Raw genomic sequence first — 17,453 nt, forward strand, 5'->3', positions numbered from 1 at the left:
ACGCCAATGCGTCGAGGTGTGCAGAGGTGCAAATGTGGCGACCTGGTGATCCGGCGATGTCGATCAGTCGATATGCCGGTGCGCCGGTGCGCCGGTGCGCCGATACGCGTCCGAGGCGATCATCGACAATCCCCGCCATGAGCATGAAGTATCTGCAGGGCTATCCGGTGGCGCTGGTGGCGCAGGCCCGCACCCTGATGGACAGTGGCGAGCTGGCGCCGATGCTGGCCCGCAAGTATCCGGATCCGCATGAGATCCGCAGCGACAAGGCCCTGTTCGACTACACCCAGGCCCTCAAGCAGCGCTTCATGCGCAATGCCGATCCGCTGGCACGCGTGTGCTATGACGCCAAGCTGAAGGTGATCCAGCATGCCCTGGGCACCCACACCCGCGCCTACACGGTGCAGGGCAGCCGGCTCAAGGCGCGGCGCGAGATCCGGGTGGCCACCTTGTTCCGCGAGGCGCCTGCCGAGTTCCTGAAGATGATCGTGGTGCACGAGCTGGCCCACATCAAGCAGCCCGATCACGACAAGGCCTTCTATCAGCTCTGCCATCACATGGCGCCAGACTACGCCCAACTGGAGTTCGATCTGCGCCTGTGGCTGTGCTGCCAAGATGCCGCAGCCGGCGAGGCGTCCGCGCTCAAGCCGGCACATCCACCGGCGGACACAGCCGCTTGAGCACCGGCACCCACAGCTCCTGAGGCGCCGGCTTCGGCATCACCGCCAGCCGGTCGTCACTGGGCCAGTTGCTGCGCGCATGGGCCGTGCAGAGCAGGGTGCGCATCCGCGGCCACCGCGCACGCAGCAGCCCCAGCCATTGCGGCGACGGTAGCGCCTCCGGCGAACTCACCAGCAGCAGGCCCAGTCCCTCATCGGACGCGGCCTGCAGTTGGTCGACCACCTCATCAGCCTGCTCGGCCGCGCTCGCCTCGAAGCCGCACTGGAGCAGTCGCTCCAGCAAGACGTCCCGCACCCCGGGTGTCTCATCCCAGACCACCGCGGCCCAGCCTTCCCCCAGGGATTCCAGCCCCTGCGTCGTGAGCCTGGGCCACTGGACCTGGGGTTCTTCGGCCGCCACCAGTGGCAGCGCCACCGTGAAGCAGGCCCCGCGCCCGGGGGCGCTGGAGGCGCTCAGATCGCCGCCCATCGCCCGCACCGTCTGCTGCGCGATGCTCAATCCCAGACCCAGCCCGGGCACGCCGTGGGCGGCGCGTCCGCGCATGAAGGGCTCGAACACCCGCGCCAGTTCTTCGGCCGTCATGCCCGGGCCGTGGTCGATGACCGACAGTGTCAGTCCGTCCGGCGTCGCGCGGGCCCGCACCGCAATCTCGCCGGCACGGCTGTATTTCGCGGCGTTGGACAGCAGGTTCAGCATCACCTGTCGCAGGCGCCGCGCATCCACCTCCACCACCGGTGGCAGGTTCGGATCCATCTGGAGGTTCAGGCGGTTGGTGCTGGCCAGCATCAGCGACTGCGATTGCAGCGCCAGCTCATGCAGCAAGCCGTAGAGATAGACCGGCGCGGTGACGATCTCGGTGTCCGCTTCGGCATTCGGGCTGCGTGCAAAGCGCTGCAACTCGTCGATGGTGTCCAGCAGCATCAGGCCGCCGTGCTCGATCGCCTGCCGGTGCGATTCGAAATCCCGGCCCGGGCGCAGGCGACGAGTCAGCTGCACCATCGAGGCCAGGGGCGCACGCAGATCGTGGCCCATGTGGCCGAGCAGCCGGCCCTTGGCCGCATCGCTGGCCTGCGCATGGGCGCTGGCCCGCGCCAGCTCGGCGGTGCGTTCGGCCACGGCGGCCTCGAGGGCTTCGGCGTGCCGGCGGCGTTCCTGCATCAGCAGACGCAACATGGCCACGATCACCGCCAGCGCGCCGGCCGTGCCAACCACTGAAGGCGCCAGGTCCACCCACGACGCATGCGGCAAAAAGCCCAACAGGCTGGCATAACGCGGCGCCATCCCCAGCATCACGCCCACCAGCGCGCACAGCCAGACCCCGGCCACCGGATCGCGCCGTCGTGCAGCCCGGATGCTGGCCGCCAGCCCCAAAAGGCTCAATCCCAGATTCACCGGACCGGCCAGGCGTGTGCCCAGCTGGTAATCCCCCCAGATGCAGACCGCCACCGCCACCAGGCCCAAGGCGATCACGACCTGGATCGCCCGGTACACGCGCGGCTGCGTCTGCGCCAGTCGCAGCACGGCGGACAGCGCCATGATCTGGAACATCGTGGTGAGCGCACCCGTCGTGCCCAAGGCGCGCTGGGCCCAATCGGTGCCGTCAGGCCAGAACCGCGCGAAGGCGGTGCCCCGCATCGTCATTTCATAGACCATCGCGCCGAAGAGGAACGCGGCGATCCAGCCATAGCCGCGGTCCCGCAGCGACACCGCCAGCCCCGCCGCCAGCAGCGCCAGCGTCAAGCCCGCCGCGGAGAGCATCCCATCCCGCATCACCCGCCACTGCTGCTCGTCGACAAGGGCTTCGGACACCCACAAACTGGGCGAGACCGCCAGCGAGCTGCGGCTGGCCACCCGCAGCCAGAGCTCCCGGGTCTCGCCGGTCTCCAAGGTCATCGCAAATGCGCTCTCGCGCAGAGGCAGTGGGCGGTCGGTAAAGGGCAGGTCGGTGCCGGCCTGCGAGATCCGCCACGCCTCCGCGCCGCCACCCGGCCACAGGCGCCGCTGGTAGAGCGTGACCGATTCGATCCGCGCCGGATCCAGCATCAGCACATGGCGCTGCGGCGTGTCGCGGGTTTCATGCAGCGTCCAGCGCAGCCAGTAGGCATCGCGGGTGTAGCCCGGCGTCAGTCGCGCGCGCGCCAGGGGCTCCCAAGCGCTGTCGGGGATCTGGGGAGGCAACGGCGCCGCATGCGGGCCGATGGCTGCGGCACCAGCGCCGCGTTCAATCCACATCTGCCCCGTGGTGGCCAGATCCAGCCGATCAGGCAGGTTCTCCCGCAGCTGGATCATGGCCGTCGACGGCGGCGCATGGGGCTGAGGGGACCGTTGCGTGGACAGATAGGTGGCGGCCGCCGCCGCAGAGGCTGACGCGGCGGACGCCGCCGCAATGGCTGCCGGCGGCGCATCGATGAACTGCGCCGATGCCGTGGGCGACGTCAGCATCGCGACGATCAGCAGCACCCACAGCAGGACGGCGTGCCATCGTGCATCGCCAGAGATGCGATCGAACCGGCCCGGCGCGGACCGCCGGTGCCTCCCGCAAGCCGACCCGCGAGCCGACAACGAGGCGCCCTCGGCGCACACCGCGCCCATGGCGCCCATGGCGCCCATGGTGTTCACGCGGCCTCGTTGCCGCGACGGCCCGCGCGCAACGCTTGCCGATACGCCTGCGGACTGATGCCGTGACGCTCGCGGAAGGCGGTGGCGAAATTGCCGGGATTGGAAAAGCCGACATGCGCGGCCACGTCCTGCACGCTCATGTCGGTCTCGGCCAGCAGCCGCTGGCCGGTGCGCACCCGCTCCTCACTGATGAAGCCCGACACCGTGTGTCCGAGTTGTTCACGAAACAGCGCCAGCAAACGCCGCTCGGACAGTCCCACCTGCCGGGCCACCAGGCTCACCGTGAGCGTCTCCGCCAGATGGTCCTGGATGTAGCGTTGTGCCGCCGCGGCCAGCCGCTGCTCGGGCGAAGTGGTGGGCATCGTCAGCACGCCCGCCGCGGCGCTGCCCATCGCACCCGTCCCACCTGGGGCGAGACCTGACCCCTCGGTCGGCGCCTCGCCCTCGCGCGCCGTGGCAGCCCGCCCGGCCGCCAGCTGCAGATGCACGCGCACGCGGGCCAGCACTTCCTCGGGATGAAACGGCTTCGTGATGAAGTCCACGCCGCCCACGGTCAGCCCGTCCACGCGGCTGTTGACGTCGCCTTGCGCGCTCAGGAACAGCACCGGCGCGGCCACGGTGGCTGGGTCCGACTTGAGCAGCCGGCAGACCGCGAAGCCATCCATGTCCGGGAGATTGATGTCGAGCAGGATCAGGTCGGGCCGCAGCGCTTGCGCCTTGTGCAGGCCCGCGCGCCCGCCGTCGGCGAAGGCCAGCCGATAGCGGGGTTGCAGCAGCTCGGTGAGCCACTTCAACTCCTCCGGCTGATCGTCCACCAGCAACAGCAGCGGGCGCCGATTCTCTTGGGCAACGACGGGGAAACTCATGCATCGAATTGTCAGACCCGTGACCGGGCCTTGCGCAGCTCGCCGGGCGCCATGCGTGCAAAACGCCCACCTGAGGGGGTGGCAAAAATACCGGAAATCTCAAGCGTCACGCTTGCGCAAGCGATCAGGGTCGGATTCGCAAAAGGACAGGGTGAATTGAAAGAACCGCGAGATCCGCGTTGAAGGGATAACCCCGGCTCACTGCAATACAACAGGAGTTGGGGATGAACTACAGCACGCGCTTGAGCGCGGCAGGTCTCGGATTGAGCATGCTGAGCGTGGCGATGAACCTGGCCTGGGCCGCCGCACCGGATGCCGGTCAACTGTTGAATGAACAACGCCGCCTGGGCACGCCCGCCCAGCGAGGCGACCTGCCCCCCGGCGCTGCCAACGCCTCGCCCCTGGCCGACGACAACGGCCCCGGCCTGCGCGCCCGCATCGATCGGGTTCGATTCACCGGTGCCGAGGACCTGCTGCCCGAGTCGGAACTGCAGGCGCTGGTCGCTGACATCAAGGGACGCCAACTTTCTCACGGTCAGCTGCAGGCCCTGGCGGCCCGCGTCACCGCAGCGCTGCAGGCCCGCGGCTTCGTGCTGGCCCGTGCCTATCTGCCGCGCCAGGACCTGACCCAGGGTGAACTGGAGATCGCGCTGCTGTCCGGTCGTCTGCAAAGCGGTCTGCAGCGGGTGCAGGTGGTCAGCGTGGACGGCTCGCTCGCCCCGCGCCTGAGCGCGATTGCCGACGCCGCCCTGCAACAGGGCCCGGTGCGTTATGAACAGCTCGAGCGCGCCATGCTGCTGATCAATGACGTGCCCGGCGTGCAGGCCCGCGCGTCGCTGGAGCGCGGTGAAGAGGCCGGCACCAGCCGCCTGGTGGTGCGGGCCGACACCGGCCGCAACTGGGCGCTGGACGGCTCGATCGACGACTTCAACAACCGCTACACCGGCGCCTGGCGCGCCAGTGCCGCGGCCAGCCTGTACCGTCCGCTCAACCGTGAAGACCTGCTGCAGGCCACGGTGTCGCGCACCGAAGGCAGCCGCCAGGCCGCGCTGGCCTATGGCTGGGGCGTCGGTCCGTCGGGTCTGCGCGCGCAGTTGGGCGCCACCTACATGGACTACCACGTCGGCCAGGAGCTGGACGTGCTGGACCTGCGGGGCCGCGCCGGCACCGTGTCCGCCGGCCTGAGCTATCCGCTGATCCGCAGCCGTGAGCGCAACCTGTGGGTGTCGACCGATGTCGAGCGCCGCACGCTGGTGGACCAAGCGCTGGGCCAGACCCTGCGCGATCGCCGCCTGAACCGTCTGACGGTCAATCTGTTCGGCAACGGCTGGGACCAGTGGCTGGGCGGTGCGCAGACCGATGCCGGCCTGGGTGTCACCTCCGGCACCGTCGCCCTGCGCGAGGCGAACGACCAGTTCGCCGACTCGGTGACCGCCCGCACCGCCGGCAGCTATCAGAAGCTGACCTGGCGCGTTTCCCGCCTGCAGACCGCGCAGGCGCTGCCAGGCTGGGGCCTGTATGTCGGCGCCTACGGTCAGGTGTCCGCGCGCAATCTGGACTCTTCGGAGAAGTTCCTGCTGGGCGGACCGTCGGGCGTGCGCGCCTATCCGGTGGGCGAGGCCAGTGGCGACAACGGGTGGGTGAGCACGGCCGAAGTGCGCCGCGAGCTGCGCACCGTGGGTGGACTGTCCGCCCAACTGATTGCCTTCGTGGACCACGGTCGCGTCGAGCAGCATGAGCAGCCCTGGAGCGGCGCGCTGGGCAACCAGCCCAACCGCTATTCCCTGTCGGGTGCGGGCCTGGGTGCCAATCTGGCCGGTGACCGGTGGACGGTGCGCGCCAGCTGGGCCCATGCGATCGGCAGCAACCCGGGACGCAACGCCGCCGGCCGCGATGCCGACGGCCGCAGCGACCGCCAGCGCCTGTGGGTGCAGGCCAGCTACCGCTACTGATCGACGCCGCCGGGCCAAAGGCCCGGACCTCCGTTGCGCGCGACCGCGCGCCCGTGCCGCCGGGGCCCTGTCTGAGACCGGCCGCCGCGCACGGCTAGAGACAACCGCATCACACAAGAGAAGAAATTCATGGGATCGATGAATCACACCTACCGTCTGGTCTGGAACGAACTGTGCGGCGCCTTCGTGGCCGTGCCCGAGCATGCGCGCGGTCGCGGCAAGCGCGTCAGCCGCGCGGTGCGTCGCACCGTGCTGGCCGCGGTGGTGGGGGCCGCTTCGGCCTCGTCCGCCTTCGCGCTGGATGCCGGCGCCTTGCCGGCGGGTGCGCAGATCGGCGCCGGGCAGGCCAACTTCACCCAGCAGGGCTCGCAGCTGCGCATTGATCAGCAGACCCAGAAGCTGATCGTGAACTGGGACCGGTTCGACATCGGCAGCGGCGCCTCGGTGCGCTTCAGCCAGCCCAGCGCCAATGCGGTTGCGCTGAACCGGGTCATCGGCGGCACGCCCAGCCAGATCTTCGGTGACCTGTCCGCCAACGGCCAGGTCTGGCTGATCAACAACAGCGGTGTGGTGTTCGGCAAGGGCGCCACGGTCAACGTGGGCGGCCTGGTGGCCAGCACGCTGGACATCAGCGACAACGACTTCCTCGCCGGCCGTGCCCGCTTCAGCGGCAGCAGCCTGGCGCAGGTGCGCAACGAGGGCACGATCAACGCCGGTGGCGTGGTGGCGCTGCTCGGCGCCTCGGTCACCAACACCGGCACCATCAGCGCCCAGCAAGTGGCGCTGGTGGCCGGCCAGCAGGTCTCGCTGGACTTCAGCGGCGATGGCCTGCTGCAGGTGCAGGTCGAGAAGGAGGCGCTAGAGGCGGCCCTGAACCAGGACGGCCTGATCCAGGGCCAGCAGGTCGTGCTGAGCGCCCCCAGCGCCAGCGCGCTGCGGGCCAGCGTGATCAACATGGACGGCGTGATCGAGGCCAAGGGCCTGTCGCAGCAGGGCGGCCGCATCGTGCTGGACGGCGGTTCGCAAGGCCAGGTGACGGTCTCCGGCCAGATGGACGCCAGCTCCGCCCAGGCGGCCGGTGGTGACATCCGCGTCACCGGCGGGACCATCCGCCTGCAGGGCGCGCAGCTGAATGCCAGCGGCGCCACCGCCGGCGGCCAGATCCACATCGGTGGCGGCTGGCAAGGCAAAGACGCCACGCTGACCAATGCCCAATCGGTCACGGCCGATGCGGGCACCACGCTGCTCGCCAACGCCACCCAAGCCGGCCAAGGCGGCGAGGTGGTGACCTGGTCGGACGGCCGCACCGAATTCGCCGGCCGCATCGAAGTGCGCGGCGGTGACAACGGCGGCAACGGCGGTCGCGCCGAAGTCTCGGGCAAGCAGGAACTGGCCTACAGCGGTCGCACCGATGCGCGCGCCGCCAAGGGCACCACCGGCGATCTGCTGCTGGATCCGTCCACCCTGGAGATCCGCGGCGGCGGCAGCGGCTCCGGCTCGCTGACCGACTCGGTCGTCTATGAGAAGGACATCGAGGCCCAGCAAGCCAATGTGCTGCTGCAGGCCACCGGCGACATCCTGGTGCAGGACCTGAACCTGAGCGGCGGTGACGGCAAGATCACGATGCTGAACAACATCAGTCTGCGCATCGAGGCCGGCACCGCCAACGGCGGTCACCTGACCCCGCCGTCGAACCTGACCGACGGCAGCTTCGCGGCCTACACCGACCTGATGTTCGCCAACGCCAGCAACACGCTGGAAGTCTTCGGCACCGGCAGCCTGATGCTGGTGGCGGGCGCGACGAACTCGGGCCGTGTCCTGAATTCGCCGATCATGATCGCCCACGGCGCGGGCGCCAACGTCGGCACGCTGCCGACCCACAATGTCTCGTCGCCGGGCAGCGGCACGCCCGCGCCCGCCTCGATCACCATCTACGGCGCCGACGGCGCGACCGTGGGCGGTTCGCTGACCACCAACGGCGGCTATGTGCGGATCTGGGCCGATTCCGACAACGGCGGCGCGGGCTTCTTCACACTCAATGCCCCGGTCAGCACCGGCGGCGGCAACCTGTATGTGTCGACCGGCAGCGGCGATGTGACCCTGAACTCCAGCATGATCCTGGGCGCCGGTCGCATTTCCTTCCGGGCCGACGGCAGCTACACCAGCGGCAACAAGATCCTGGCCGGCCTGCTGAGCGTCAGCGGCGACGTCACCATCGACACCCCCTTCATCTTCAAGGGCGGCGCCAGCATCTTCACCGACAGCGCCATCAACTTCGGCAACGTCAACGTCAACATGGACACCGGCACCGGCGTCCTGACCCTGCGTGCGGCCCGCATCGATTGGGGCAGTTCCCTGCTCACCAACCTGAGCACCGCCTCGCTGCGCCTGGAGCCCTTCGATCCGGCCACCAACATGGTCCTGGGTGATGCCAACGGCTTCGCCTCGGCCACCACGCTGAACAAGCTGCCTGGCATCAAGAACCTGACCATCGGCCGCGAAGACGGCACCGGCACCATCAGCGTGCCGGGCAACTTCAGCTTCAATGCGTCCGGCAGCTTCGAGATGGTCAACCGGACGGTCGACATCACCGCCGGCAGCGTCACCAACACCAGCGGCAACGTGATCCTGACCGGTGACACTGTCAACATCGGCCAGGCGGTGACCGCCAACGGCGGTACGGGCAAGGTGACCGTGCGTCAGATGACCGCCGCCAACGAACTGCACCTGGGCTCGGGCCTGAGCAATTCGTCCATCGGCCAGATCAATGCGGCGACGCTGGAAGTCGGCCGCAGCGACGGTGGCAACCTGGTGTTCGACAACGACATCACCACCGGCGCGACCACCGTCAGCCTCAAGAGCGGCCAGCAGGTGCTGGGCGTGAACGGCGGCGTGGCGGCGGCGAATGTGGCGGTGACCGCCGGCCAGGGTGCGACCCTGACCGATGACACCTTCAACTTCAGCACGCTGGCCCTGAACCTGGGCGGCGGCACGACGGTGATCCGTCCGGTCAGCGCAGCAGGCTACACCATCGGCACGGTCGACGGCATCGCCGGCGTGAGCCTGCGCAACGGCGCCGTCGCGACGGTGGATGCCGGCGCAGGTGTGCTGGCCCTGGATGGTCCGATCAACTACAACGGCGGCGCCTCGACGCTGACGCTGCAGGCGCCGTCCTGGACCAGCACCGCCAACCTGGTGGTCACCAACGGCGCGCTGGCCACGACGGTGTTCGACTTCAACGACGCCGCCACCAGCTCGACCGTGGGCGGCGCGACCGGTTCGCTGCTGCAGACGACGCTGGCCGCCTTCAATGGCACCCACACCGTCCGCGTCGAAGCCTCCGACCGTCAATTGGTCAGCGACACCATCGCGATGACCTTGGCCGGCCGCCTGGAGCTGCTGACCGACACCTGGCAGCAGCAGGGCACCGTGGGCGTGACCACCGGCGGCGTGCTGGTGCGCACCCAGCATGGCGGCCTGGATGTGGCCCAGTCCCTCACCGCGGGGGGCACCGTGTCGCTGGATGAGCGTGCGGCCGTGGGCATCACCACCAGCGCCGGCACCGTCACCGCCGGCAGCCTGGCCCTGCGCACCGACGGCGATGCCACGCTGCAAGGCACGCATCAGGTCGGCGTGCTGGCGGCGGATGTGGGCTCGCTGACGATGGTCAACGGCCGCTCGGTCACCGTCGGCACCGCTGATGGCTTGCAGGGCATCACCGCGGATCGCACCGTCGATCTGCGTGCCCAGGGCGCGACCTCGGACATCACCCTGCAGCAAGCGGTGGTGGTGGGCAATGCCGGCAGCGCGGCGACGCCGCTGCTACTGGCCGCCGGCCGCAACTTCATCAACCAGGCCGGCGCCAATGCGCTGCAGGCGACGACTGGCGACTGGCGCGTCTACTCGACCACGCCGCTGAACGACACCCGCGGTGGCCTGGTCGCCAACTTCAAGCAGTACAACGCCACCACCGCCAGCACGGTGCTGGGCACCGGCAACGGTTTCCTCTACACCGTGGCCCCGACCATCACCGGCACCCTGACCGGCGCTGCGGTGAAGGTCTATGACGGCAACACCACCGCGACCGTCGCCGGCTCCCAGCTGGCGGCCGGCGGCGCCATCGACGGCGACACGGTGAACCTGGCCTACAACGGCGCGGCGAACTACGACACCAAGAACGTGGCATCCGGCAAGACGGTCACGGTGGACGGCGTGAGCATCACCGGCGCCTCGCAAGGCGGCATGCAGGTGTACGGCTATCAACTCGCGTCGACCAGTGCCAGCGGCGCCATCGGCCAGGTCACGCCCAAGACGCTGACCGTGGTCAGCGGCGCGGTGCTGGACAAGGTCTATGACGGCAACACGGCAGCGCAGTTGTCCGGCACCGGTGTCAACGGTGTGGTCAACGGCGACACGGTGCAGGTCGGCGGCACGCTGAACTTCCTGGACCGCAACGCCGGCGTCAACAAGACCGTCGATCTGACCCAGCTGGGTCTGACCGGCGCCGATGCAGGCAACTATGTCCTGCCGACGCAGGCCACTGCGACCATCACCCCGCGCGAACTGACGGTGACCGCCGACATCGCGACCAAGGTGTATGACGCCACCCGCACCGCGCAGGTCAGCGCCACCCACATCGCCAACGCGGTGAACGGCGACGACCTGAGCCTGACGACCGCCGCGTTGTTCGACACCAAGAACGTCGGCACCGGCAAGGGCGTGGAGGTGCAACTGGGTCTGCAAGGCGGCGATGCAGCCAACTACACGCTGGCCTCCAGCACCGTGCAGTCCACCGGCGATGTCACCGTACGCACCGTCCAGGCGCCGACGGTCTCGGTGGTCACCAAGACCTACGACGCCAACAACCAGGCGGTGGTGACGGTCGGCCCGGTGCAGGGGGTGCTGGCGGGTGACCAACTCGACGCCACCGGCTCGGGCACCTACGACACCCGCTTCGCCGGCACCGGCAAAGCGGTGACCGTGGGCCTGAACCTGCAGGGCACCGATGCGGGCAACTATCAGCTGGCCGCCAGCACCGTGCTGACCACCGGCGACATTACGCCCAAGACGGTGCAGTCGCCCACGGTGACGGTCGTCACCAAGACCTACGACGGCAACACCGTGGCCACGGTGTCGCTCGGCGCGCTGCAAGGCATCTATGCCGGCGACCAGGTCGGCGCCAGCAGCACCGGCAGCTACGACAACCGCAATGCCGGCACCGGCAAGGCGGTGACCGTGGGTCTTACCCTGGAAGGTGCGGAAGCGGCCAACTACACCTTGGCCAACAGCACCGTCCAGACCACCGGTAACATCACGCCCAAGACGGTGCAGACGCCGACGGTGTCGGTGATCGGCAAGACCTACGACGGCAACACCGTGGCCAATGTGGCTGTGGGTGCGCTGCAAGGTCTGGTCGCCGGCGATCAGGTCGGCACCGGTGTCACCGGCAGCTATGACAACCGCAATGCCGGCACCGGCAAGGCGGTGACGGTGGGCCTGTCGCTGCAGGGCGCCGATGCGGGCAACTACACCCTGTCGGCCAACTCGGTCCTGTCCACCGGCGACATCTCGCAGCGCACCGTGGCCGCTCCGGCGGTGACGATCATCGAAAAGCGCTTCGACGGCAGCAACGTGGCCATCGTGAGCGTGGGCGCGGTCCCGGGCGTGCTGGCCGGTGATCAGGTCGGTGCCAGCGGCACGGCCACCTATGCCACGCCCTTCGTCGGGACCAACAAACCGGTGACGGTCGGCCTGACCTTGCAAGGCGCGGATGCGGGCAATTACCGCCTGGATCCCGCCACGGTGACGACCACCGGCAGCGTCGCCCAGCAGGCATCGCTGTCTGCCGTGGACGCGCTGGTGGTGCAGCCGATCGGCGGCAACAGCACGCAGAACGGCGGCAATGGCGGCAATGGCAACGGCGGTACGGGTGGCGGCCAAGGCACGACGGTGGCCACGGTCGCGGCGGGGCCGTCCGGCAACTCGGCGGCCAATGTTGCGATCAACACCGGCGGCTCGAACGGCGGCTCGGACGCGTCGGCCAGCAATGGCGGCACGGGCAACGGCGGTGCTGGCAACGGTGCCAACGGCGGCGGCTCCAATGGTGGCAACGGAGGCAACGGCGGCTCCGGCAACGGCGGGCTGACCACTGGCACGGCTGATGGTGGCGCCAATGGCGCTGCCAATGGTGGCACGAACGGCGGCACGAACGGCGGCTCGGGGTCTGTCGGCAACGGCACCGGCACGGGCGGCGCAGCATTGGCCGACGGCAGCAGCAACGGTGGCAATGGCGCCAACGGTGGTAACGCCGGCAATGGCAGCAATGGCAGCAACGGCAGCAATGGTGGCAACGGCGGATCCAATGCCGCAGGCACCGGCGAGGGCAATGGCAGCAACGGCAACGGCAATGGCAACGGCAACGGTTCCAGCAATGGCTCCGGCGCCTCCAACGGTTCGGGCAGCGGCACGGGCTCCGGCTCCGGCGACGGTGCACAAGGCCAGGATCGCACGGGGTCGCCGGTCACGCCGCTGGGTCTGGAGCAGACCTTGCGCGACGGCGGCCAGATCAGCCTGGCTGTGGAATCGGCGCCTTATCAGCAGCCGCTGCAAAGCCAGCTGACGGTCTACCTCGATGCGGGTGAGCCGTCGCTGAAGGCCCTGGGCGCGTTCCGCGTGGACGACCTGGGCGACAGCCTGGCGCTGAAGTCGCTGCAGCAGGCGGTGCCGTCCACCGACCGTTCGTCGGTTTCGGTGACGCGTCGCCTCAGCACGCCGGTGACGATCCGGGAAGGCGTCACCGCGACGCTGGACCTGGAACTGCTGGCCGATGGCACGCTGCGGGTCAGCGCCTCGTCCGAGGCCGCCGGTCTCGGCGAGGACCTGGTCTCCGCGCTGGCGCTCACCGCGCTGAAGCGTCAGACCGGCGTCGCGCCGACCAGCGTCCGCGCGGTGGTGCTGCGCTGGCGCGCTTGAGGCGGCGGCGTCCGCTCGGTGGTGGCGACATGATGTGGCCCCGCTGAGCAGGCGCTGACGCCGTGCCGGGGGGTGAAGGGGGGCTGTCGCTGGCGTCCGCCCACCCGGTACCGCTCAACGAAAAGGGTCGACCCAGGTCGGCCCTTTTTCATGGTGGCCGCGGGGGCGTGGCCCACGCTTGGCGCAGGGGCGCCCCGCGGCGGTGGCGCGACCTCGCATCCGCTATGCTTCTGGCCTTTTCCCCCGCAGGTCACGGGTCCGCCAAGGCGGCCAGGCTTCGATCCCCATGATTCTTCTGGCGCCCATGGAGGGCTTGCTGGACCACATGCTGCGCGACACGCTCACCCGCGTCGGCGGCGTGGACCGCTGTGTCTCCGAGTTCATCCGCGTCACCGACCAGTTGCTGCCGCGCCGCGTGTTCACCCGCATCGTGCCGGAGCTGCTCAACGGTGGCCGGACGGCGGCCGGCGTGCCGGTGCGGGCCCAGTTGCTGGGGTCCGATCCGGTTTGCCTGGCCGAGAACGCCGCGCGGCTCGCCACGCTGGATCCCGCTGGCATCGACCTGAACTTCGGCTGCCCGGCCAAGACCGTCAACCGCCATCGCGGCGGCGCGGTGCTGCTGGACGAGCCCGAGCTGGTGCATGAGATCGTCGCCGCCGTCCGGCGCGCCGTGCCGGCGGCCATGCCGGTCTCGGCCAAGATGCGCCTGGGCAACGAAGACCGCGGTCGCATGCTCGAATGCGCCCAGGCGATTGCCTCGGCCGGTGCCTCGGAACTGGTGGTCCACGGCCGCACCAAGCGCGACGGCTACAAGCCGCCTGCCTATTGGGACCAGATCGCCGTGATCCGCGAGGCGATCGGCATCTCGGTGGTGGCCAATGGCGAGGTCTGGACCGTCGAGGACGCCCATCGCTGTCTGGCCGAATCCGGTTGCGACGCGGTGATGCTCGGCCGCGGCATGGTGGCCGATCCCGGCCTGGCGCTGGCGCTGCGTGCCTCGCTGGCGGGGCAGGGCGCTTCGGCGCGCTCCGGCGCGACGCGCGGTCCGCAGGATCCCGCCGGAACATCCTTCGAAACATCCGCCGGACCGCCCGCGCTGCCCTGGGCCGAGTTGCTGCCGCTGATGCACGGCTTCTTCACGCAGGTGCGTGGGCAGGTCGCCGCGCGACACCAGGCGGGCCGACTCAAGCAATGGCTGCATTACCTGCGCCGCCGCTATCCGGAGGCCGAAGCCGCCTACCAGCAGGTCCGCACCATCAACGAGTCCGACGCCCTGTCGCTCGCCTTGTTCGGCGACGTGCGGCCGAAAGATCCTGTCGATGCGCCCGGTGCGGCGTCTGCTCTTGTCACGACCGCGTCGTCCGACGCTCCCACGCTTCTCGTCGCATGAACTTCACCTTGATTGCTGCGCGCCGTGTCGCGCTGGCGTGTGCGCTGGTCGCCGCGCCGATGTGCGCCTTCACCGCCGAGCGCGTCATCGAGCCGGCCCGCACGAGTGCAGGTGCCAAGCCCGACGCCGCGCGCACGGCCAAGGATCGGCCGATGGCCTCGACCCGCACGGTCGCCGAAGCCGCCACCGCCACCGCCGCCTCCGGCGTCACTCCGCTGACCCTGGAACGCGTCTTCGGCGATCCCCCGCTGCAAGGTCGCCTCACGCGGCAGGCCGAGATCTCGCCGGACGGCGCCTGGGTCAGCTACCTGCGTCCGTCGGCCACCGACAGCGAACAGCTCGAGCTCTGGGCCCAGCCCACGGCGGGCGGTGCGCCGCACCGGCTGGTGTCCGCCTCCGAGGTGCTGGGCGGCCGCAGCCAGCAGCTCACCGAAGCGGAGCGCATGGCGCTGGAGCGCAAGCGCATCACCCAAGGGGGCATCACCAGCTACCAATGGTGCGGGCCGGACGGCCGCACCCTGCTGTTCCCGCTCTCCGGCGATCTGTACCTGGTCCGCCTGACCGCCGAGGGCCCGCGCGCCCAGCGGCTCGCCCACGACGAGCAGGTGCCGGAGCAGGACCCGAGCTGCTCACCCGACGGCCGGCAATTGGCCTATGTGAAGGGCGGCAACCTCTGGGTGCAGGCGCTGGATGGCAGCGCGGCGCGCTCCCTGACGCAGGACGCCACTGAGACCCGCTTCTGGGGCCTGGCGGAATTCATCGCGGCGGAGGAACTGGGCCGTCAGCGCGGCTACTGGTGGGCACCGGATGGCCGCCGGCTGCTGGCATTGCAGGTCGACGAGGCCGAAGTGCCCGTCAAGACCCGTGCGCAGATCTTCGCCGACCGCACCAACATGACCCAGCAGCGCTACCCCGGCGCCGGCGAGCGAAATGCGCGGGTCACCGCGTGGATGCTGGCGGTCGATGCGCCCGCCGGCACCGTGCCCAGGCCGGTGGCCCTGCCGCTGCCCGCTGAGGCGGAATACATCGCCCGCGCCGGCTGGTTCGGCGACGGCGCACCGTGGCTGCAGTGGCTCACCCGCGATCAGAAACGCCTCGCCCTGACCGAGTTCGAATTCGAGTCCGCACCCGCACCCGCACCCGCACCCGCACCCGCACCCGCACCCGCACCCGCGCTGGTCGCGGCCGTGGCCAAGGGCCGCATCGTCATTGACGAGCGCGACCCTGCCTGGGTCGATGTGCACGACGATCTGCAGGAGATCGGCGGTTTGACGCTCTCCGGCCGGCCCGCGCTGCTGTGGTCGAGCGAAGCGTCCGGACGCCGGCAACTGGTGCTGGTCGACCGCAAGACCGGCCGCCGCCAGGCGCTGACGAATGAACCGGAAGCAGTGGCCCACCGGGTCTGCAGCAACGGCGACACCGTCGTCTATGCGGCCGCCCGCGACCGAGGCCGCAGCCGTGAGCTGTTCGCCATCGATCTGCAGGGCCGCAGCCGTGCCCTGGACGGCGCGGCGGATCGCCAGTGGCGCGATGCCCGTGGGGACCGCGAATGCGCCCGCCTGCTGGTCACCCGGGCCGCCTGGGCCCAGCCGCCGCGTCTGCTGCTGCAGGATGTCAAGGCGGGAGCCGCACCGATCGACTTGCCGGGCGATGCGCCCGATCCCCTGCTGGCGCGGATTGCGCCGCAACCGCAGGTCGTGGAGGTCACTGCCGCCGATGGCCGCACCGCGCTCAATGCGCTGTATTTCGCGCCGCTGGATGGTCAACCCGGTCCGCATGCCGTGATCACGCTGGCCTACGGCGGCCCCGGCATCGCGACCGTCAACTGGAACTGGCACCGCGACACCGCCCTGATCGCCTACTGGCAGCGGCGCGGCTTCGGTGTGTTCGCCGTCGATACCCGCGGCATGCAGAACCGCGACCGTGATTTCACCCGCGCGCATCTGAATGCCTTCGGCGTGGTCGATGTGCAGGACCTGTTCGCGGCGGTGCGCCAGTTGCCGCAGCGCGTGGCGGGCGTGGACCCGCGCCGGATCGGCTTCTTCGGCTGGTCCTACGGCGGCTTCCTGGCGGTGCGGGCGATGCTGGATGCGGACACCCCGTTCGCCGCGGGGGTTGCCGGCGCGCCGCCGACCGATTGGACCCTCTACGACACCGCCTACACCGAGCGCTACCTGGGTCTGCCCGACCAGGGCCGCGCGGCGGCCTACCGGCAGGCCAACCTCGTCTCGCGCGTGGACCAGCTGACCCGACCGCTGCTGCTGATTCACGGCACCGCCGACGACAACGTGCTCTTCGAACATACCTTGCGTCTCACCGAGGCCTTGCAGCAGCAGTCCAAGCCGTTTGACATGATGATCTATCCCGGCAAGGCCCACGGCATTACCGGTCGCGGTCCGCGTCTGCATCTGTATCGAATGATCGATGCCTTCTTTGTCCGTCAGCTGGCGCCCTGAGCCGGCGCACGGACCCGTCCGCACCGTCCAGGCATCGCCTGCGCACCGCCCCGCAACGTTCACGCCACGTCCACGCAACGGCCACGCCATCGCTGCACAACTGCCGCGCAACGGCAGCGCGACCGCCGCGCATGGCCCACGATCCAGTTCGAGAGGAGTCACCCCACCATGGCATTGGTCTATTCCACCAACGGCGGCCGCACCTGTCCCACCTGCCGTCAGGCGCAGGCGGACTGCCGCTGCAAGGCGCTGGCCAAGGATGCGGTGCTGGGCGACGGCAAGGTGCGGGTGCGCCGTGAGACCGCCGGCCGCAAGGGCAAGGGCGTGACGGTGGTGCTGGGCCTGCCGCTGAATGCGGACGGGCTGGCCGAGACCGCCAAGAAGCTGAAGGCCGCCTGCGGCTCCGGCGGCACCGTGAAGGACGGCACCGTGGAGATCCAGGGCGATCACCTGGAGAAGGTGATGCAGTGGCTGACGCAGGCGGGCTATGCGCCCAAGAAGGCCGGCGGCTGAGGCT

General features: G+C 69.8%; 8 protein-coding genes. 6 read left to right on the forward strand and 2 right to left on the reverse strand.

The genetic code is table 11. The features are described from left to right. The first annotated feature begins 143 nt into the window (after positions 1-143). Entirely contained in the window at positions 144-680 is a 537-nt protein-coding gene (locus N4261_RS08240; RefSeq protein WP_261760652.1) for a M48 metallopeptidase family protein, read from the forward strand. Here the strand turns inward: N4261_RS08240 and N4261_RS08245 are convergent. Together N4261_RS08245 and N4261_RS08250 are read right to left on the reverse strand one after the other, a co-directional pair. Then, a complete protein-coding gene (locus N4261_RS08245) occupies positions 643-3,291 on the reverse strand; it encodes a hybrid sensor histidine kinase/response regulator (RefSeq protein WP_261760653.1) in 2,649 nt (882 codons plus the stop codon). The two genes, N4261_RS08240 and N4261_RS08245, sit on opposite strands and share 38 nt — an antisense overlap. A 5-nt stretch (positions 3,292-3,296) precedes the next feature. Then, entirely contained in the window at positions 3,297-4,166 is an 870-nt protein-coding gene (locus N4261_RS08250) for a response regulator transcription factor (protein ID WP_261759680.1), read from the reverse strand. 224 nt (positions 4,167-4,390) lie between these two features. Between N4261_RS08250 and N4261_RS08255 the strand changes: the two genes are divergently transcribed. The 5 genes from N4261_RS08255 (at position 4,391) to N4261_RS08275 (ending at position 17,449) form a co-directional block, all read left to right on the forward strand. After that, the gene (locus tag N4261_RS08255; protein ID WP_261759681.1) at positions 4,391-6,118 is read left to right on the forward strand and encodes a ShlB/FhaC/HecB family hemolysin secretion/activation protein; all 1,728 of its coding nucleotides are present in this window, start codon (positions 4,391-4,393) and stop codon (positions 6,116-6,118) included. 129 nt (positions 6,119-6,247) lie between these two features. Then, positions 6,248-13,090: a YDG domain-containing protein gene (locus tag N4261_RS08260; RefSeq protein WP_261759682.1), complete on the forward strand. Its 6,843-nt coding sequence runs from the start codon at positions 6,248-6,250 to the stop codon at positions 13,088-13,090. A 286-nt stretch (positions 13,091-13,376) separates the two neighbouring features. Continuing rightward, positions 13,377-14,480, forward strand: a complete 1,104-nt coding sequence (locus N4261_RS08265) for a tRNA-dihydrouridine synthase (protein WP_261759683.1) — start codon at positions 13,377-13,379, stop codon at positions 14,478-14,480. Next, on the forward strand, positions 14,477-16,936 hold the full coding sequence (locus N4261_RS08270; protein WP_261759684.1) for an alpha/beta fold hydrolase: 2,460 nt from the start codon (positions 14,477-14,479) through the stop codon (positions 16,934-16,936). Before N4261_RS08265 ends, N4261_RS08270 begins: the two co-directional genes overlap by 4 nt. A 168-nt stretch (positions 16,937-17,104) precedes the next feature. After that, positions 17,105-17,449, forward strand: a complete 345-nt coding sequence (locus tag N4261_RS08275; protein WP_261759685.1) for a translation initiation factor Sui1 — start codon at positions 17,105-17,107, stop codon at positions 17,447-17,449. Positions 17,450-17,453 lie beyond the last annotated feature (4 nt).

Source organism: Roseateles amylovorans (assembly GCF_025398155.2).
GTDB lineage: Bacteria > Pseudomonadota > Gammaproteobacteria > Burkholderiales > Burkholderiaceae_C > Roseateles > Roseateles amylovorans.